The sequence below is a fragment of the Campylobacter concisus genome, from assembly GCF_902460845.1.
In the GTDB taxonomy this organism is placed as follows: domain Bacteria; phylum Campylobacterota; class Campylobacteria; order Campylobacterales; family Campylobacteraceae; genus Campylobacter_A; species Campylobacter_A concisus_X.
Genome location: NZ_CABPVS010000008.1, coordinates 1 through 20356, shown reverse-complemented (window position 1 = coordinate 20356; position 20356 = coordinate 1). Strand labels below are relative to the sequence as shown.

Sequence of the window (20356 nt, the reverse complement as noted above, 5' to 3'; positions counted from 1 at the left end):
TTTTAATATTGTATAAAAATATTTAATATTTCACATAATAATATATTGTTATAAAAGTATGTAAAAATCGGCATTTGCCATAAATTTAGATAAAATTTTATTTTAAAATTTTATTTTTTTGTAAGGATTTTAAATGGCAAAACAGAAAAATGATAATAATCTATATGATAGTCTTGATCTATTTAGTATGGCAGATGCTCATCCAGAATACTTTGGAGGTAATCTCAATTCAATTATAGAAAAAACGATTGATATAGATGCACAGATAAATGAGATAGAAAATAGCTTATTTGAAACTATAAACACAACAGATGTTACACCAAATGAAGAAACCATAATTAATCCTATAAAAAAATTCAATAATACCTTTGAGGACCTAAAACTAAGCGATGCCCTAGAACTAGGTGGGGAAAAGGATAGATTTAGAAAAAATATTGCAGCAATTAAAACTACTAACGAAATTTACCCAAAATTAGATCTTGCTAAGAAAGGCGAAATAGAACTAAATATTACAAGAGAGCAACAGCTAACAATAGCTAACTTTTCAGGCTGGGGAGGAATAAATGGACTATTTGATGAACGCAATGAAAAATGGAAAGATGAAAGAGAAGAGCTCAAAAAGCTACTTAGCGAAAGTGAATATGATGCTGCTAAACGCTCAAATTTAACTGCATATTATACGCCTAAAAATATCGTTTCGGCAATGTATAAAGGTCTCGAAAGACTTGGTATTAATGCCGATAGAGCAGATTTGAACAAAGAAATTCTAGAGCCTAGTGTAGGAAATGGTTCGTTTATTACGTTTAACAAAAACGATAATTTTCATTTTACTGGTCTTGATATTGAACCTCTTACAATTAAAATGAACAAAATTTTATATCCGAATCAAAAAAATAATAACATTGGCTACGAAAAATTTACTTATGATGAGCAGTTTGACGCAGTTGTTGGCAATCCTCCATTTTTAGATGTCCCACTTTTTGATAATAAGCATCAAGATTTATATGGTTCAGCCCATAATTTCTTTATACAAAAAGCCACACAATACAGTTTAAAAGAAGATGGAATAAGTGCTTTTGTAGTAAGTCGTCACTTTATGGATGCTAAATACAATTCAGCAAGAGATGAGATAGCGCAAAATCATACTTTCTTAGGTGCAGTGCGTTTGCCAAACAATGTTTTTAAGCACACAGAGGCTGAAACAGATATCATTTTTCTACAAAAAGGCAAGCATCCTGAGTATAACAAAGAAATATCCAATATTAAATCAACTCAAGTAGCACAAGATGGCACAGAATTAAATCAAAGCATAAACCATTATTTTATTGAAAATCCCCAAAACATACTTGCTAAGCCGATCTTGAGAAATGGGCAATTTGGAAAAGCAATTTTTTATGATCCAAAAGACGATATAAATTTTAGTCTTGATACAGCAATAGAAAATTTTATAGAAAATCAACTTCCTGCTAACGTATATAAGTGGAGAGAGCCGGCATCTATTATCGACTTTGCAATAGAAAGTTACGACGATGCCTATGATTATGTTAAGGATTTAAAAGAAAATAGCCTTTTAATCTATAATGATCAAATTTGCAAAATAACCTCGTCGATAAACGGAGAAATAAGAGCATCAAAAATTGAAGATTTAAGCCCCACCATCCAAAATAGAATTAAAAAGTATATACCTTTAAGAGACAAACTCAAAGAGCTCATTGCACTAGAGCAGACAGATATCAAAGACGATGATATAAAACTAAAGCAAACAAGAGAACAGCTTAATTTGTTACTAGACAACTATCATATTAGCGAAGGATTTTTATCTGGGAATAAGGCAGCATCATTTAAAAATCTAGATGTAGAGTTTAGCAAAGTCAAAGCTCTAGAAAAAAACTATAAAAAACCAGAACGTGCAAGAGATGGCAAAGAAGCCATAAAGGAAAGCTGCGAAAAGGCTAATATTTTACTTCACCGAACAATAGGCTTTACTCCTGAAATTTTGTTTGACAATGAAAAGGATGGTGTATTAGTAAGCATGTATCAGTTTGGAAAGATCGATATAAACTATATTTCAAAAAAACTAGGAAAATCAAATATCGAAGTCGAAGATCAAATTATTGCAGAAAAACTGGCTTTTTACGATCCAGAAAAATTATCAAAAGGCGAAAGAGAGCTAATTTTTACTCCAATTTATCTTAGTGGAAATGTCAAGGAAAAATTAAAATCAGCAAAAAATCTACAAGACATTTATGCGGACTTAATGCAAAACAATATAGAAGAACTTAGCAAGGTCATACCACAAGATATTAGCTTTGTTGATATAGACACGAGGTTTGGCAGTTCTTGGATACCAATAAAATACTATGATGATTTTTTAAAGAACGAGCTAAAGACATCAAACTATAATAATGATGCATGGAAACTTCAAAATTTAGGTTCCATGGGCTGGCAAATAGACGGAGATAAATATCATCTTTCACAATATGCAACTTATAACTATTCCGTTGAAGTCAAAGGACTTACCACACAAAGACTAATTAATGGAAATTATGAAATACACCAAAATGTAGGTAACAATAAAAGCGTATATGACATTATAGAAAGTGCTCTAAATAATACACCTATAAAGATTATGGAAAAAACAAATGAGCCTTTGCTAGATAAAGAAGGTAATATTAAGAGAGATAAAGAAGGTAACATAGTCTTTAAACAAGTAATAAATCCAGAAAAAACAGCTGAAGCAAATGCGAAAGTTGAAATGCTAAAAAGCAAATTTAATGAATGGATATATAGCAACCGAGCTAGAGCAAAAGAACTAGAACGTATTTACAACGACAAATTTAACTGCTACGTTAAAGCCAAATTTAATGGAGATGGTTTAGAAATTTTAGGGCTTGATGGCAATATAAAACTTAGAAAGCACCAAAAAGATGCTATTTTTAGAAACATGGTTCAAAAAAATATTTTACTTGATCACGAAGTTGGGGCTGGCAAAACATATGCAGCAATAGCTGCTGTTATGAAGCAAAAAGAGCTTGGGCTTGTAAAAAAACCTCTAATCATCGTTCCAAACAATCTTGTAACCCAATGGGATCAAAGTATTTTTGATGCATTTCCTAATGCTAATGTGCTAGTGGCAGACGAAAACTCTTTAAGCCCAAAAGAAAGAGACGAGTTTTTGGCTAAAGTAGCAAATAATGACTGGGATGCCGTTGTTATAAAATATACACAAGTAGAAAAACTACCAGTTCCTTTTGAAACACAAAAAAAGATACTTGACAAAGAAATTTATGAGCTAAAAGAAGCTCTTAGATATTACGAGGAACGTGATGAATCAACAAACAGACGTTCTGCACGTCAAGTTGAAAAAATGATAGCTAGAGTTGAAAAAAAAGTGGAAAAACTATTTGACGATAAAGCAAAATCCAAGACAATGGATTTTTCAATGCTTGGTGTTGATAGTATAGTGGTTGATGAGGCACATAACTTTAAAAATTTAGGCGTAATCTCTCCGATGAATGCAAAAGGCAAAGGAGCTAATACTTCAAGCAAGAGAGCATTAAATATGCTTGCACTTACTACCTATATTAACGACAAAAAAGATGGTAAAGTAATGTTTTTAACTGGAACTCCAGTATCAAACTCACTTAGCGAAATTTATAATATGCAGAGATATTTGCAGCCAAAAGAGCTTGAAAATTTAGGCATAGATAGCTTTTCAAATTGGGCTAGTAATTTTGCTGGTATAGACATTGCCCCTGTAAGAGATGCTAGCGGTCGCATAAAAATGGAAGCAAGGTTTTCATCACTTACAAACTTACCTGAGCTATCAAATATACTAAGCCAAACAACAGACACTATCACAAATGATGATATTAAAGCCTTTTCAAAGACATTTGTTCCAAATAAAGAAGTGATTTACGTAAAAAGTGAAAAATCTAAACGTATATCAGATTATATAGGGGAAGCTGATGAAAATGGAATTTACCCTAGATACTCAATTACTGGGCGACTTATTAGCATGGAAGGTGGAGGATATGATCCAAGCATCGATAACCCACTAAAAGTAACAAACGACGCAAAAAAAGCAAGTATTGATTTTAGACTAATAGATCCAACAGCCCCTGATTACCCAAATTCTAAAATAAATATCGCGGTTGATGAGATATTTAAAGAATGGCAAACTTGGGGTGATAAAAAGGGGACTCAGCTTGTATTCTTAGATGTTGGAACACCAAAAAGCACTAGTGATAAATCATTTAACTTAAAACTAGACGAGATATTAGCTAGAGAAGAGCAAAAAACAGAATATGTTGATGAATTCGAGAATATAAATGATGCTTTAGAAAGCAGCGAGGTATCAGTAGATGATCTTGATGAAAATGGAGAGGTTCTAAAAAAGGATGAATTTGATGATAGTAGATTTTTTCTTTATGGAGATATTTATAAAAAGCTAGTTGATAAAGGAATACCAAGAGAACAAATAGCATTTATACATGACGCGGTTAGCAACGAAGAAAAAGCGGATCTTTTTAAAAAAGTTAATGATGGTGAAGTTAGAGTTCTTTTGGGCAGCCGTGCAAAAATGGGAACAGGAGTAAATGTCCAAAGACGCATCACAGCACTTCACCACATAGATTGTCCATGGAGACCAAGTGATATAACACAAAGCAATGGAAGAGCGATTAGACAAGGTAATCTCTTTTATGAGAACGATCCAGAAAACTTTATAATAAAAGAATTTAGACATATTACTCCTGGAACGTTTGATGAAAGGAACTGGGAGTTGCAGAGCAAAAAGAACGAGGCTATATTAAATTTCAGAAGAGGTGTCGTCGGAGAACGTAGTTTAAATGGCTTTGAGGAGGATTTATTAAATTCAAATGAGGCACGTGCGGTCGCCAGCGAAAATCCTCTCATCTTTACAGAGTTTGAATTAAATGAAGCTATAAAAAAAGAGAGAAATGAGCTCAAACGATATAAAGAACAAGTTTTTTCTAATGGCGAGGAACAAGAGAAAAACAACATTAGAATGGCCAACATAGAGATGCAAATACCTAAAATAGATATCATTAAAGATATAGTAAAACAAAATACAAGTGAAAACTTTACTTGCAAAATGAACAAATATAAAGCCTCTATTGCAACTGGTGGTTTTGAGCCAATAGTGTATGACTTTAATATACCAAAAGATAAAAATGGCACAGATACTAACGAAATAGAAATAAAGCAAAATCAAATGGCAGACATCTTACAAGATAATATAAATTTACTATTTGCAGAAAAAGAGACGCCAAGAGAGGTTGCAGAGTATAAGGGCTTTAAAGTTATTGGAGAAGTTACAAATACAGCATTTAATGGAAATATTATATTTTTTAAGCTCGTAAACAAAGAATACGATATAGAGTTAGAACCAAGATCTCTTGAATATAATGACGATATATCAAAAGGTATTAGCGCAAGAGAACAAATTAGCCTTAGAGGCTTTTTTACAAGAATAAACAATGTCCTAAGTGATGAAGCCCTACAAAAGAGGCTAGAGAAAAATAAAAATGATCTAGAAAAATTAAAAGAATCAAATATTACTTTAAAAGAATGGTTAGCAAGCAACCAAGTTTATCCAAAGCAAGAACTTTTAAACAAACTTCAAAAAGACCTTGAAATTTGTAATTCCGAAAATGAGAAGATGATTGTAGACAGGCAGTATAAAAGTGAGTTTAAAAGTTCAGCACTAGAGGAATATAAAAATTGGGACAAAATTCAAAAAGAGAAGTTGCTTGAAAAGCTAAAAGAACGAAACAATAATGATCAAGTAGAACGACCAGCATTTACGCAACCACAATATAAATTATCCAAACAAACAGAAGAAAAAAGCAGATCAATAGATACTGGCATCAGTCTTTAATATGGCACATTTTATAATTGTATTAAATAATTTAATACAATTATAAATTATTTAATACAGTATTAAACAATAAAAAAATAAATTTCTCAATAATTGTGAAATTCAATAAAAGTTGCGAATAGTTCAATAAAAGTTGCGAACATATGTTGTTTTTTATAATTTATAAAAATACTTTATTTTAAAAGGATTATTTAATGATCTTTTATATATAAATTTTTAAGCTTAGAATAGAACAAAATAGATTCTAAGGAGTGCTCAGAGGGCTTTGGGTAATGAATGAAAGTGTGATTTTACAAGATTTGATATTGACAAAATTACCAAAAAATAAAAAGTTGGTTGTCTTTTCATATGGAGATATTTATCAAAACGAAACGAATTTTAGTATCCCAATCATTTTAAAAGAGATATTCAAAGAAAAACCCGAATATTTTCTATCTTTTTTCAATTTAAAAGAAATTTGTGCTTTCCCGTTGGGTACCGTTGTTGAAAACCAGCAAAAAAACGGAACTAGCGCAGGAGATATTCGCAATTTTCAAATAAGTGTCGGCGATGGATTGCTGGTGACCAAAAATCTTAAGAACATACCTATTTTAGATGAGTTTATGAGTGAGCTACCTGAAAAAATAGGTAAATATAATGTTGGCTGGCATAAAAATCAGCAAAAATATTCAACCTTTAAAGATAATTTATCTGGAAGAATTGTTATTTTTCCACATTATGAAATCGCAAGATATTTTTACTTTACATCAGCATCGATGACTAGACAAATCATGTCGGAGACTCAGGGGCAAAATAGTTCATTGGATGGTCTTTATAAAAGAGCAACATTAGATAATGGGATTGGTGAGATATACTTAAAATTCAATGCGAATAATATTGATGCAGAAAATATATATAGATTTGTTATAGACAAAAGAGCTAATAATATGTGGCTGCAAATAAGAAGAGATATGGTTGCTAGCAAAATATTATCTGAGCATAGGAAACAAAGTGCTAACTTTGTGGGCTCGCCAAATACGATGACTATTCAAGCAAATTTTCCAGTACCTGGAAAAATAAATTTTAAGGCAAGAGTTAAGGTATTAAGTGATGGATCATTGCTTGTTTTAAAAATCTTGCAAGAAAATTCGTTTTATCCATTTGAACAGCTTAAAGTTATTAGAGAGCTTCCTGGAGGAAAAAAAGATATAATAGGTGTGATAAAAAGCACAAAGCTGTCCAAGAAAGATTTAACGAATCAACTCAATGAAAAAACCCCCAATATTTTACATAGTTCAGTAAGTATAGTAGATAAAGATGAGGATGCTAATTTAGAGGCAAAGTTAGATCTGTTCAATAAAACTATTGAATTTGAAACGATTACAGAAGAAGACCAAAGTAGAGAAATAGTACGAGGAAGTGATAAATTACAGGAGGACAAATTAGATCTAAGCTCAAACGACGCGGGAGTACAGGGCGATCTAAATACTACAGAGGGGCACTTGAAAAAAGAAGACGAGGATAGTGAGCAAGAAACCGGAAGTTATGTAACTATTGAAGACATAAAAGCTATGTTGATGTATTGCTCTGATATTTATTGCGATTTTTCATACAAAATTTTACAATGCGAGGACTTGCCTCAAAAACCAAAAAACTATCGAGGAAGGCATGCGTGGAAGAGGGCTACAATGTTGGATGGAGTGACTCCTAGAAAGTATATAGTGGTTGAGATATACTACAAAAATTGTAGGTACATTATTCTTGAGATACAAAAAGACAAATTGTTAGAAACGCTTAGTACGCTTTTAATTAGGGATTATTATAATAGTATAGATGAGGCTATCGTGCAAGAAATAGTCACAAACATTGCAAAAACGAGTAATAGTTGGTTGCAGGATTTAAAATTTAAAATGACCAAATATTATTTATACCATCCATATGATGCACGCGAGAAAAAGATACAAGATTGGGGCAAGAGGTTAAAATGCGTACTGGAGAGATATCAAGAAAAATGACTCATTATAATATAATCTATAAATACGAATAAAAATTAATAGATAGAGGTTGCATGCCCGTAAACGACAAAAATAAAAAAGCTTTTAGTTATAGTTGCGTGGATAGGAGTGACAGGAAATTTATATATAAAAATTTTAATAAATCATGCAGCTATAAAACCAATTTTTCCGGCACTATATTTGACGGCACCTCTTTTGTTGGAACAAAATTTAAATTTTGCAGTTTTTATGAAGCCCAAATAAGATCTTGTTTATTAAATGGAACGCTTTTTAGAAAATGTAATTTAACGGATGCACTTTTTGAAGATTCAATTATTTCATCTTCGGTTTTCAAGGAGTGTAAAATTAAAAATTGCAAATTTTATAATTGTAAAATAGTATGCACAAGCGGCTTATCAAAAATTATTAGTAAAAGAAATTTAAAAAATACCGAAATATTAACAGCTTTTCCTAGTAGTAATAATTATAGCAAAGAGCTATTAAAGGCTTTTGATAAACTTCGCAATAACCGCTTTATAAAAAATTCTAGCGTATTATTTCAAAAAAGAGATGCAATAAATACACTATCGGTCGATATATTGGTATCAGAATTTGGTGAAAATTTTCTAGTAAATAATTTATCAAGCCTTAATCATATATCTTGTGATTTTCATACATTGAGCTATATTAAAAAAATATTGTATAAAAAACAAAAAAATGATACAATAAATGAACTCGGTTCTATTGCCACACAGGGCCCTATAAGCTAATCAAACACTCGTCTACGGACTGATGCGAGTTAAAGGTGTTTGTAATACAAAAATTAGCGGAGGTGCTACCTATGGTATCAGATGTTTTAACAATTGCTTCTTTTTTTGCATTAATGTGCTATAAAACCTTGCATTACATTGGCTCTGTGTTTAGCAATAGGATGTATTTTTTAATAATGCGTAAAAGCCTAGCATCATAGACGATGTAATATATCAGGCATCTTAAAGAATTGCCATCGTATCCCGTATGCTCAAATATCACTAACTATAAATATATGATATTTTTAAGACCAATCCAAATTTATTGACCATAACAGTTAATTATAAAATTATCATTTATCTACTCTTATGAAAGCCCAGTTCATATATTCTTGTTTTTGCTCAAAGTGGTTGCCGTTAAAGTACTTATTGAGATTATAAACTTCCGGCTCCGTAAGCTCTCTCGAAAGTCCCCATTGTATTTTTTTAACAAGATCGTCGATAGTTTCAGGTATTCCGTCACCGCATGAAGTTTGTATATACTCTAGCTTTGGAAGATATCCCATTTGGAATAAAATATTTATTAAATATATAAAGTCTGGTCTTTTTTCAATGTTGCTCCCAAGAGCATTTAAAACGTCTTCATTAATGAAACTACCGACCTTAAAAGTAATATAAAGGGCTTTTTTCGTCTTTGAAAGTAATTTCTCTAGGGCTTGTTTTAAGTCATCTACGTCAAGGCAACGAGATGCAAATGTAATATCGCACTCAGGTATGTCGCTAAAGTCGTCTTCGAATGCTTTTTGCGCGAATTCAATATTTTTACAATTAAAATCCCGAGAGTTTTGTTCTGCGAATTCTAGCATTTTCGACGAAAAATCATAACCGTAAATTTTATCTACCTTATTTGCTGCAGCTATGCTTAATGCTCCGGCACCGCATGCGAAATCAAGAAGCGTTCTTGCGCCATCAAAATCGACTCTTGAGATAAAGTCTTTAACATAGTCGCTCTTAAGTACGCTCTCGCTAAAGCTTGCTGCCTTAACGTCCCATTTGGCTACTGATTTCCTAATAAAAGAGCTATTTGTTCTTTGCTCCTTATAAAGCTTATTAAAATCCAGCCTATCGTAATTAGAAGGTAATATCATAATTTGTCCTCATATTTTTGATAATCTATTCCGTAAATCTTATCTATATTTGATGGATTTATCAATTCATCGCACTTTCCAAAATCTAGTATCTTGCCGTCTTTTAAAAACAATACTAGATTTGAAACAAATTTAGCGTGACGAGGGTAATGAGTGGTTTGTACGAAAGTATACCCCTCGTCTTTTAGCGTCTTTATCATTTCAAGTAGTTTGATTTGATTGCCGAAGTCAAGCCCGGTCGTAGGTTCGTCCATAAAAATAACTTTGGCGCCTTGTACTAAGGTTCTAGCGATATATGCCAGCTGCCTTTGTCCGCCGCTTATTCTAGTATAAAGTTCATCTTTTAGCTCTAAAATACCCATTCTTTCCAATGCATACTCGGCAAGCTTTTTGTCGGCAAGGCTAAAGTTAGAAAATAAAGACGTTCTGCACAATGCGCCCATTAATACTATGTCAAATACGCTATATTCATATGACGGGGCATGCGTTTGAGGAACGTAGGCTATAAGCCTTGCAAGTTCTTTTTTTTCGTAACCCCTTACGCTTTTACCGCATATATTTACCGTACCCTCGAATTTTAAAAATCCAAGCATAATGCGCAGGAGGGTGCTTTTACCGCTACCGTTTGCGCCCAGAATACTAAGCGTATCGCCTTTTTTGATACTAAAACTTATGCCGTTTAGTATATTCTTATCTTTGTATCCGAATTTTAGATTTCTGATTTCTATCATTAAAAACTCTTTTTAGCTCTACGAAGTACTAGAATAAATATAGGTATTCCAAACAGTGAAGTTACTATACCTATCGGGACTTCAAAAGTAAACATAAGTCTCGAAAAGTTATCGCAAAAGAGTAAAAATATAGCACCTATCATAGCTGAACTAGACAATACGGCGCGATTATCCGCTCCGAATATAAAACGAGCCATATGTGGAACTATAAGACCTATCCATCCGATAATGCCGGCTATCGTTACGCTTAGGGCACTGATAAAAGTAGCAACCAAAATAACGAAAATTTTAACCCTAGCAACATTTATACCCAGACTTTTAGCCTCTTCTTCTCCCAAACTCAGCGCATTTAAATATTTGCCGCTAAAGGCCAACAATAGTATTCCTACAAACATCGGTAGAATCGAGATTTGAATAAAATTCTTCGAAGCAAACCCTAGGCTACCCATTAAAAAATAAGTAATAGCCGGCAATGAGTCGTTTGGATCGGCTGCGTATTTTAATGCTGATAGTAAGGACGTGAAAAGAGAACCGCTAATAACGCCACCAAGAACCAATACTATAATACTACCTGAGCGCGAGTAAAAAGCCGATATACTTAAGGCCGTTAGTACCGCTATAAAACCAAACGCAAAGGTACTAAGCTGAATGAGATATTCGTTTAATCCGAAAAACATTCCTATGGCGGCGCCGAATCCGGCACCGCTTAAAACCCCAAGTATTGATGGACTTACTAGAGGGTTTACAAACATGGCTTGGTATGCTGAGCCAGAAATAGCCAAACTGGCACCTATTATAATGCAGGCCATTATTCTAGGAAGGCGAATTTCCGTTATTAAAGTGTGCATAACTTGATAATTTTTTAAGTCTTCGCCTTTTATAACGGCTTTAAAATACGTTAGATAATCTTCCGCATTAAAGCCGTATTTTCCTATTAGTATCGAAAGTAACATAAACCCTAGCAATAAGATACTTAAAAACGTAAAGGCTTTTTTACTCACCTATAAGCTCTTTTACTTGGTTGTCGCTTACGTCAACCTCTAGGAATAATTTATAAAAGTCCTTAACTTCCTTATTCATATTGAATTTAAATACATCAGGATGAGTTAAATTTATAAGCCATTTAAGCCCTATGAATCTCATAAATGAAGGCGGGCGATCAAACCAAGAAAACGGTTCGCGAGGCAAATAATAAGCTCTTTTATTTTTTACGGCTTTTAGTATTTGCCATTTAGGATCGTCATAGATTTTATCATAAAAGCTCTTCTCGAAAATTAATATAATATCAGGATCGTATTCGGCTATTTGTTCAAAGCTAATTTTGATGTGCCCATAAGCCGTAGCATCCGGGTTTCCGCTGCATTTATGCACATTTTCGGCACCGCTTAGCTCTATAAGCCTAGTGTGCCATGAGCCCTCGCATTCGGTAGCTAGTCCGTCGGGATCTTCGGCATAGTATATTTTAGGCTTAACAACCGAGTTTTTTGCTATATATTCATTAAGCTCTTTTGAAATATCCATGGTTTTTTTAGAATACTCTATTAGCTTTTTTGCTCTATCTTGCTTATCTAAAATTTTGCCCAAAACTTCAAGAGAGTCGATATAGTCTTCTAATTCATAGCCTTTTAAGTACAGCATAGGTTTTTTTATTTCACCCAGGGTTTCTTTGAATTTCTTTTGAGTATTTTTAGAATCAGAATTTACCAGTATCAAATCAGGATCTAGCTTTAAAAGCATTTCCATATTTGGAATTTTGCCTTGTCCGAAAAATCCTCCTACTACCGGCTGATTAATCATGCTCTCCTTTAGGTACGGCTTTTCTCTTTTGCCGAAACTAGAATTTATACCGCTGACTTTCTCGGGGGCAACGGCATATAGCAAAAATAGTAACGGTGGATTACTGGCGTAAACTTTATTTGGGACTCCATTTAAAGTCTGAATATCTACGCTATTTTTTGATATAAATTCATCAATCTGTTCGTTTGTCATAGCAAACGAAATATTTAGAGAAACAAATAATAAACACAAAATATGTTTTAACATGACATTATCCTTTTTTATAAATTTATCTTTAATTATAGAAACAAACTCTTGTCGGGCATCTTACCGCCCAAAAGCTTTGGATTAAACTCAAAAATAGTTTCAAAAAATGACATTATCTCATCTTGCATATCGCGAGCTTTTGTTACCGTCAAATTTGCCCTATCAAATGCATTAACCAGTGCCGGCTCTGGAACCGGTAGATATTCGGCTCCTATTTTGGCAGCGCTTTGCTTATTATCTTTAATCCAAGATAGAGCGTTAGTTAAGTCGCTATGAAGCGTATCAAATAGAGGCAAATTTGCTTTATAAAAATCTACGTCGACTATAATGCCCGCCATCGGAATGTACGGCTTGGTATTAAAGCTTTCTCCCCAGACCTTAGGAATATCTACTCCGTAATGTACCGCTATCCCCATTTTCTTCCCGCGCAGTATGGTTGCTGCCGGAAGAGGTTGAGGGGCGATTAAAATATCATAATCTTTTTGCAAAAATAATCCTGCAGCTTCCGGCGGTGTCTGCGTATACGTAATGTCTATTTTGGAAATATCTATTCCTCGTTTTTTACAAAGCGCTCGTAGAACCAAATCAGGCATATCACCCTTAAAAGGAATTATTAATTTTTTGCCGATAAAATCTTCAAAAGTTTTTATATTCTCATCTTTTACCATGGCTTGTATCGTACCAAGGCTAAGCAAATTTAGCATAGCTAAATTTAAGCCGTGATTTCGCATGTTTGCTCCCACGTTTGATGGCGCCATAGTGATTTTTATTTCCCCATTAGCTACGCCTGCTCGGAGTTGATCCGTACTATTCCAAATGCGTAACCTCACGTCATGAGTCTTTGCTAGCTCGCCTTGTAGGCTTGCTACGGCCATTATAACGCTAGGGATTGCCGGCGCGCCCCACATCGTGAAATTTTCCTTCGCAAAAAGGCTCGGTGCAAGAGCTGTAGCACCAATCGCCGCGCCAAATCCTAAAAAACCTCGTCTATTCATATTGTATCTCCTTGCTATACAGATAGTTGTCTTTAAAAACTAGAGTGGAAGCTGACAAACACCGCCCTCCCCGGCGCGCGCACCACAGGATCAGGATCTAGCGCTCCTACGTGCTCGCCGCTGATAAACTCGGCGTAATCTTTATCAAAGATATTCGTCACGCCAAGCCTCACGCCCCAGCTGTTTTTAAACTCAAATCCGCCGTAAACGTCCATCGTCGTAAAGCTCTTAGCCGCTTCACGCTTGTCGATGCCAAAGCCGGTGGCTTTATCGAAATCTCCTCTATTTTGCTTTGCTACGTAGCGCACCGCCGTGCCGATATTGTAGCTGCCAAAGCTCGCGTAGTCCTTGTAATCAAAGGCCAAATTTGCCTCAAACGGGCGGATCTGATAGAGCGGTCTGTCGTCGGTTTTATTTTGTCCGTAGTTGTAAAATAACGAAGTTTTTAGCCCGAAATTTCGCGCGAAATTATACTCCCCGCGCAAATTTACGCTGTAAATCCTAGCATCAACGTTGCGCGTGATGACGGCGTTTTTATTCATCGGCGCGGCAGCGGCCGAGTGGCGACGATCGTAGATAACTAGATCCTGCGCGTCGTCTGCGATAAAGTATCCGCCCAGACTAAAGCTATCCTCGCCCTGACGCGAGCTCATGTATTCTTTATAAAATTCGCTCTTATAGGTAAAGCCCAAATTTACGCGGTTGTGGCGCTCGGGCTTAATAAACGGATTGCTGATCCAGCCTCTAGTAGTCGGCCCATAGAGACTGCTAAAGCGTTCCATATTGCTCGGCATACGATAAAGACTTTCTATAGCCACATAGTAATTATCTTGCTTATTGGGCGTGAAGTCGTATTTTAGGCTAGCGCTTAAGCCATTCTGTTTTATGTTGCCGTCAAAGTCTTTGCCGTAAATTTGTTTAATAAGCTTAGCGACGGTATTTATCGCGCTTGCTCCGTTATAAACCGTATTTAAATCATTTAAATTCGACTTCATCCAGTCGTAGTTTAGAGCTAGACTGAGCTTGTGCGCGTCAGTAAATTTATAGCTTAGCGTATCAAAAACTCTCGTTTTTTTATTCGTTACGTCTGCAAACCTAAAGCCGTTTAAAACCCAATCATTGCCTATTTTACGATATCTTTTGCCCTCATGATTATCGTGCTGATATCCTGTACCGACCACATTGTGCCAGTTTGAAAAATCAACATCGTATTTTAGCTCCGTATCTATAATCTTTCTATCTACTTCTACCTTTACCATATTAGAAGGGTCTGCGCGGCGCAAATGATAATTGTCGTTTCTTCTGCTCACGTCGCGTAATGCTATTTCAAAATTTAACGTATTAGATAAATCCTCTTTACCTAGCCTGGCGTTAAACTTACCGATATATCGTTGCGTCTTTATCGAGTCGGCAGTATGGTGAGGCTGCTTGTCGTCGTCAATATTATCGTGCACTAGCGTAAATCTAAACTCACTTAGCTCACTAGGCACGAAACCCACGACCGCGCTTTGCCCCTGCCTGGCATAGCCGTAGTTCCATTCCCTGCCGCCACCGTCTTTGTAGCGATTGGCTTTAGAAAAGTTCGCGTTTAAAATCGTATAGAAATTTGCACCGCGGTATTTAAAAAGTCCCGAACTATAAAACGTCCTGCCGTAAAATCCGCCCGCGACGTGAAATTTGTCCATCGAATTATCGAGCAAATCCGTCACAAAAAAATAATCATCCCTTGGCACGCGGTTGAATTGATTTTCGGGAAACGCGCTTTGAGCGATGTTTGGCGTATAAGGCGGCGGAGGCGTAAAATCCTTTATCGGCTTTATAACGTCGGGATTTGCACCGTTTGCAAATAGTACCATCGTAGCCGCAGTCAGACTGATAGCTAATCTCATTAGAAATCCTTTTAGATATAATTATGATTTTTTATATCAAAATATCAAAAAGAATTGTAGTGCAATAATTTTTAAATAAACTTGATGTGGAATAATAATTAAATATCTATGCAAAGAAGTTAATATTAAGCAGGGGGCGGATTACTGTGGCCTTTTAAATAGGTTTAATGGTAATTATATCTTTATATTCAAATACCTATTTTTATCTAAAATCTTTATATATATGACACTGCAATATGTGATTATTTTGAATAAAATCTTTAAAATTTGAATCTGATTGAATCAAAAAACAAGAGCCGGAATACAGTAGATACTGTTCTTCTATGGTTATAAAGTCCTCATAGCATTTATTTTTAGTTGTAGTATTAAATTTTATGACATCTCCTAATATTTCGTGCTCAAATACGCCATCTGTTTTTCTCCATAAATAAATCATTTTATTAATCTGTTTTAAAAAATGAAAAAAATCGATTGACGCTACTTTTTTTCCGAATTTTATACCGTAGCCCTCACTTAGTATTTGTAGCAAACATTCTACTGCTTTAAGCCCGTAAGAAAGTTTATTTATAGTATGAGCAGGTGCCGTTTTAAGATCGGTGCCACATTTATAGCAAAAAGTAAAGTCTCTTTCGTTGTAATGCTTATAAATTACTAGTGGAGAGCCACATGTAGGACATCTGCTGTGCAGAAAACAGTCGTGCTTGATACATGCTGTATAAAAAGAAAGTCTCCATGTCTTTCTAAAGTAGGGTACTATATCCTCCTTTAGGCATTTGGGACAAAATCTTAATCCGCCATTTCTTTTTATATGGCAATAGTTCCCAAGGGGCTGTACAAAGCGAGTTCTGGTTCTACCATTAATATGTTCTTGTAGTTTTCCTTCATAGCTTTTTAATGTCATATCTAGAATTTGCTCCTTTGATAAATGACTTTTTTCCGAGAGTCGCTTCATAAGATCTTGAGGACACCATATATCCAAATCCCTTTGCCAGATAATATTTCTTGCATATTCTCTAAAATGCATGTTAGTAAAAGATGTAGCTGCTGCATCGTTTGCTAGAGCTACTCTTACTAGCCATGACGATAGTAATTCGTCGTCTTGAGGCTTTGGATGAATCACAAAGTCCCTATCGTTTAAATTTATAAATCTAGTAACATGGCTTATCATATTTCTATAAAATCAGTAATATTTTTTCTCATAGAAGGGCGCACAAAATTAGATTTTTTAAGTGTTTCCATGGTAATGCTTTCAATTTTTTGTTCTATGGCATATTGAGCAGCTAAGTTTATTAAATCTATAATTTCTCCTATATACCCTTCAGAGTAGTCTAAAATATAATTTGATATCTCTTTTGAGGTGGCCATATTTGATTGTTTTCTTAGAGGGAGAGTTTTTTCTATGCTTGCCAGTAAGGATAAAAAAGATCTATCGTATTTCCATTTTGGTACAACCAGTGGCGGAAATCGATTACTTATTTGCGAATCTGTATTTATAGCATGTAGTGCATCGGCAGTGCCTACCAATATGATGGGTATCATTAACTCGTTGCTAAGATTTTTTAATGCCACCATAAAGGCTTTTTGTTTTTGTACGGGTGCCACTATAATATTGTGTATTTCATCGATTATAAGCATATTAGTGCGACATAGTAAAAATATTCCCTCAACCTTTTCTTTCTTTTTTGTAGCTCTGTCTGTGTTTTTATATGGTACCCCTAGCTTGTGTAAAATACTTCCATATAGGTCTGATGGATTGGAACTTTCGGGCGCACTCACCGCTACTACTGGCGTTATTTTGACATTTTCATCATCATATGGCATATGGCTTCTAATAAATTTATTTACGATAGACGTTTTTCCGTTGTTGGTTCCGCCAACAATAAGCCTGCCTTTCATTCTATTTTTTTTAGGATGCTTAAGATGAAATTCTAATTCTTTTAGAATTTCTTTGGCAATTGGGTATAAAAACCACTTCTCGTTTAACATAAAAGCAATTCTTTCTTCATCTGTAAGCAATAATGCATCTTGTGCTTGTTGAATTAAATGTTGGTTTTCCATAGGTTGTTGCCTTTATAAAATCTCTATATCATCGAAAGGCTCAACATCTTTATATAAATCAGATAAAGATATGTCATTTTCAGCATCAGATGAGGCATTTGACTTAGATTTAGTCTTTGGTATATTATCAAATTTCCTTTTCGTATCTCTATGTTTTTGTGCGGAGTGCTTCCTTCTTATACTTTTTACTTTTTGCGCAGAATCTTTTTCGATTTGTTTCATTTTTTCATATGCCGAAAAGATAGTCACTTCATCGTATCCAGTTACATTGTTGTCGTCAAGATATTTTTTGATAGCCCTTAAATCCCAGACTGATATTGGAGGATAGGATATATTCCTAAAAGGAATTGGATAATACTCCTTTATTTCAGGATCATAAAACCAAATTGTACTTATATCTCTTAGGTCTCTTTTGAAAATAAATTTTCTAGCTTTCTTGTCTTTATCTTTGGCTCTAATCCATCTTCTTAAGGCATCTGCATAGTATTGAATGCTATCTATTTTAATTCCAGATTGCTGGATTGTGCGTTCAATAGTAGGTAGTAGCGAAATTTTAAATTTATCTTCATCAGCAATTCTTTCAGGCAGGCCTCTACCCAAGGATGTTTTGCCATCGCCGAATATTCCTATCTCGTATTTATGCTCTGGAGTACAATTTATGCCGCTATGTATCTGTTTGTGGTAAACATTTATGATGTATTCGGTAAGCCATTTTTCAAGAGACTTGAGCGTCATAGTGGCATATTTTTCGGATTTATATTCTCCTCTTTGCTGAATATTTGAAAAAGTGGTGCCAGGCAGAGTGTGTACTTCTCTCATAGCGGTACCTATAATCCTTTCTATGTGACCACCAAACTGCGGTCTTGCAACAGGTCTCCAATTTAACTCTATGCCGTAGTGCTCACAAACCCTTTGCAAATCCTTTCCTCTAAATTCTGCCGCATTATCGAGTCCTATTGTTTTAGGAATCCCCCAAATATTCCATTCGCCATCGACTTCTAGGCTTCTTAAATATTTCTCTTTTGATAGCATTGCTTGTGTAAGGCATTGTGAGACTGAAAAATAACTAGGTTCATCTAGGCTTATAAAAAACCCCATGACCATTCTACTATAAATATCCATCGCTATGGTCAAATATGGTCTTCCTATAGGCTGTCCGTACACTTCATCTACAACAATAATATCCATTGGGGTATGGTCGATTTGTATAAAATCAAGCGGATATTTTCCTGCTGGAAACATACCATCTGTATTTCTATATTTTCTGTCGGCCATTCTAGCGCTTTCTCTTCGTTTAAGAACTTCCTTGTCCGACAGCAACTGGATTCTGGAGCGTACCGTGTTTTCGCTAGGCGGCTTAATTTTTGCATTTTTACATCTTTGGACTATCGCCATATATGTCTTTTTTGATGAATATTTCTGTTTCGAGAGATATAGCTCCTCAATTGTTTTTTTAATTATCAATTCCACCTCTTCAACTGTTCTAAGACGTCCTCTGCCTCCCTTGGCTTGATTTTTTGGGGCTATAGAAGCTAGAAGATTGCCTGAGTTTTTGTATGCTTCAAGCCACCTATAAATTGTACTTGGGTGCAAGTTATATTCAGCAGCCCTTTGCTTGATGGCCTTAATTCTATTGGTAACTACACCCAAGATAGGCTTTATAATTTCTAGTCTTTTGTTGGCTTCGTCCCAGTCATTTGAACTTAGTTCTAAGGGGTTGATGTCTTGTTGATTATCTTCTTGATTGGAAATTTGAGACTCTTTTGTCATTTCTTGAATAGGGAGAATAGCTTTTTCTCCAGTTGAAATATTCTGTGCCATGATTTCTTGAAAGTTAATTTGTCTAACAACTATATATTCTACATTGTTATAAAAAATATGCATGCCTATAGCATATTGCACCTTATTCATCGCAGATCCTTATTGGAGTATTAAAATTTATAGGCTTATACATATCTATTTTGAGCTTTGAAGAAAAAACTAAATACCAAATATAGGGAATAAATTCTGCTTGTCTTAGTCTATTGTCGCTAATTTGGTTTAAAATATATGCAAGTGTTTTTCCTGAATATTTTTTACACAAGTTAAATGTGTCTTTGACCGCATTGGTGCTCTGAAGATTAGCATATGTGTAGATTAGTTTTGCATTCTCAAGATATATTGGATCTATATCGAGTTCTGTAAATATTTTAAAATTCATATCATTTTCATACAGATATTGTTCAATTTGAAAGAATTTTGCATCTAGAAAAACTTTCTTTTCTTTAAGTTCTTCGCTAAATTTGATTTCAAATACGCATGGAAGCTTATTAAAATTTGGATAGTATTGTACTAGACAATCAGGGGTATATCTGTAAATTGAATTTCTATAGGCATATTGTGTTGTAAGCGGTTGTTCTTCATAGGATTGAACTTCATGATTAAATTCTAAAAGTAAGTAAAAGTCTCTTTCGAGCAAAGATTCATAGGAGATAGGCGACTTGTTTTTCAAACTCTGAAATATTCCGGTGGATGAGCGATAGTTTTTTGGAATTTTTCGTACTGACATAGCTACCTTTTTATTAATTTACTTTGGACCTAGTGAAATTAATTGTTTTCTATATCTCAATTATATTTTTTAAAATACTATACATGTATTATACCGCCTTTAAAACTTTTTAGCAACTTTTATTGAATTTTTATAATATTTTAGCAACTTTTATTGAACTATTCGCAACTTTTATTGAATTTCTAGTAGCTTGTTTTTAATTTTAAAAAATAGTAAAATAGTATTAATTTAACTGAAAATAGGGCAATGATTTTACATAATGCATTTCTCAATCGCTTTTATTCATTCGCAACTTTTATTGAATCTTACAGAGGCTCAAA

13 protein-coding genes are annotated in these 20356 nt (G+C 34.4%); 3 read left to right on the top strand and 10 right to left on the bottom strand.

Annotated features, from left to right (window positions below; all coding sequences use genetic code 11):
• The first annotated feature begins 133 nt into the window (after positions 1-133).
• The 3 genes from F3H00_RS09675 (at position 134) to F3H00_RS09665 (ending at position 8645) form a co-directional block, all read left to right on the top strand.
• Positions 134-5902, top strand: coding sequence for a helicase-like domain-containing protein (locus F3H00_RS09675; RefSeq protein ID WP_149703834.1), 5769 nt, complete (start codon positions 134-136; stop codon positions 5900-5902).
• 272 nt (positions 5903-6174) lie between these two features.
• Positions 6175-7896, top strand: a complete 1722-nt coding sequence (locus F3H00_RS09670) for a Tn7-like element transposition protein TnsE (protein WP_149703833.1) — start codon at positions 6175-6177, stop codon at positions 7894-7896.
• 53 nt (positions 7897-7949) lie between these two features.
• Positions 7950-8645, top strand: coding sequence for a pentapeptide repeat-containing protein (locus F3H00_RS09665; RefSeq protein ID WP_149703832.1), 696 nt, complete (start codon positions 7950-7952; stop codon positions 8643-8645).
• 332 nt (positions 8646-8977) lie between these two features.
• Here the strand turns inward: F3H00_RS09665 and F3H00_RS09660 are convergent, their stop codons facing one another.
• The 10 genes from F3H00_RS09660 to F3H00_RS09615 all read right to left on the bottom strand — a co-directional run bounded on the left by F3H00_RS09660 (position 8978) and on the right by F3H00_RS09615 (position 20036).
• Complete coding sequence (locus F3H00_RS09660; protein ID WP_103559949.1) at positions 8978-9772, bottom strand: class I SAM-dependent methyltransferase; 795 nt, start codon at positions 9770-9772, stop codon at positions 8978-8980.
• The gene (locus F3H00_RS09655) at positions 9769-10503 is read right to left on the bottom strand and encodes an ABC transporter ATP-binding protein (RefSeq protein ID WP_087580454.1); all 735 of its coding nucleotides are present in this window, start codon (positions 10501-10503) and stop codon (positions 9769-9771) included. Before F3H00_RS09655 ends, F3H00_RS09660 begins: the two co-directional genes overlap by 4 nt.
• Positions 10503-11504, bottom strand: coding sequence for a FecCD family ABC transporter permease (locus F3H00_RS09650; RefSeq protein ID WP_149703831.1), 1002 nt, complete (start codon positions 11502-11504; stop codon positions 10503-10505). The genes F3H00_RS09655 and F3H00_RS09650 overlap by 1 nt, the downstream gene beginning before the upstream one ends.
• The gene (locus tag F3H00_RS09645; RefSeq protein ID WP_149703830.1) at positions 11497-12546 is read right to left on the bottom strand and encodes an ABC transporter substrate-binding protein; all 1050 of its coding nucleotides are present in this window, start codon (positions 12544-12546) and stop codon (positions 11497-11499) included. The genes F3H00_RS09650 and F3H00_RS09645 overlap by 8 nt, the downstream gene beginning before the upstream one ends.
• Positions 12547-12578: 32 nt before the next feature.
• A complete protein-coding gene (locus tag F3H00_RS09640; RefSeq protein WP_103559946.1) occupies positions 12579-13541 on the bottom strand; it encodes an ABC transporter substrate-binding protein in 963 nt (320 codons plus the stop codon).
• A gap of 32 nt (positions 13542-13573) precedes the next feature.
• On the bottom strand, positions 13574-15430 hold the full coding sequence (locus F3H00_RS09635) for a TonB-dependent receptor domain-containing protein (RefSeq protein ID WP_149703829.1): 1857 nt from the start codon (positions 15428-15430) through the stop codon (positions 13574-13576).
• Positions 15431-15632: 202 nt separating this feature from the next.
• Positions 15633-16550 carry a TniQ family protein gene (locus F3H00_RS09630; protein ID WP_169779396.1) on the bottom strand — a complete coding sequence of 306 codons (918 nt, stop codon included), beginning with the start codon at positions 16548-16550 and terminating at the stop codon, positions 15633-15635.
• Between the two features lie 44 nt (positions 16551-16594).
• A complete protein-coding gene (locus F3H00_RS09625; RefSeq protein WP_103559943.1) occupies positions 16595-17488 on the bottom strand; it encodes a TniB family NTP-binding protein in 894 nt (297 codons plus the stop codon).
• Between the two features lie 12 nt (positions 17489-17500).
• Entirely contained in the window at positions 17501-19399 is a 1899-nt protein-coding gene (locus F3H00_RS09620; RefSeq protein WP_149703828.1) for a TnsB C-terminal domain-containing protein, read from the bottom strand.
• Positions 19392-20036, bottom strand: a complete 645-nt coding sequence (locus tag F3H00_RS09615; RefSeq protein ID WP_107691781.1) for a TnsA endonuclease N-terminal domain-containing protein — start codon at positions 20034-20036, stop codon at positions 19392-19394. Before F3H00_RS09615 ends, F3H00_RS09620 begins: the two co-directional genes overlap by 8 nt.
• Between the last annotated feature and the right edge of the window lie 320 nt (positions 20037-20356).

Coding starts and splice junctions, on each gene's coding strand:
- F3H00_RS09635 (WP_149703829.1), bottom strand. CDS start 15,430: ATGAGATTAGCTATCAGTCTGACTGCGGCTACGATGGTACTATTTGCA.
- F3H00_RS09615 (WP_107691781.1), bottom strand. CDS start 20,036: ATGTCAGTACGAAAAATTCCAAAAAACTATCGCTCATCCACCGGAATA.
- F3H00_RS09655 (WP_087580454.1), bottom strand. CDS start 10,503: ATGATAGAAATCAGAAATCTAAAATTCGGATACAAAGATAAGAATATA.
- F3H00_RS09660 (WP_103559949.1), bottom strand. CDS start 9,772: ATGATATTACCTTCTAATTACGATAGGCTGGATTTTAATAAGCTTTAT.
- F3H00_RS09625 (WP_103559943.1), bottom strand. CDS start 17,488: ATGGAAAACCAACATTTAATTCAACAAGCACAAGATGCATTATTGCTT.
- F3H00_RS09670 (WP_149703833.1), top strand. CDS start 6,175: ATGAATGAAAGTGTGATTTTACAAGATTTGATATTGACAAAATTACCA.
- F3H00_RS09620 (WP_149703828.1), bottom strand. CDS start 19,399: ATGAATAAGGTGCAATATGCTATAGGCATGCATATTTTTTATAACAAT.
- F3H00_RS09645 (WP_149703830.1), bottom strand. CDS start 12,546: ATGTTAAAACATATTTTGTGTTTATTATTTGTTTCTCTAAATATTTCG.
- F3H00_RS09675 (WP_149703834.1), top strand. CDS start 134: ATGGCAAAACAGAAAAATGATAATAATCTATATGATAGTCTTGATCTA.
- F3H00_RS09665 (WP_149703832.1), top strand. CDS start 7,950: ATGCCCGTAAACGACAAAAATAAAAAAGCTTTTAGTTATAGTTGCGTG.
- F3H00_RS09640 (WP_103559946.1), bottom strand. CDS start 13,541: ATGAATAGACGAGGTTTTTTAGGATTTGGCGCGGCGATTGGTGCTACA.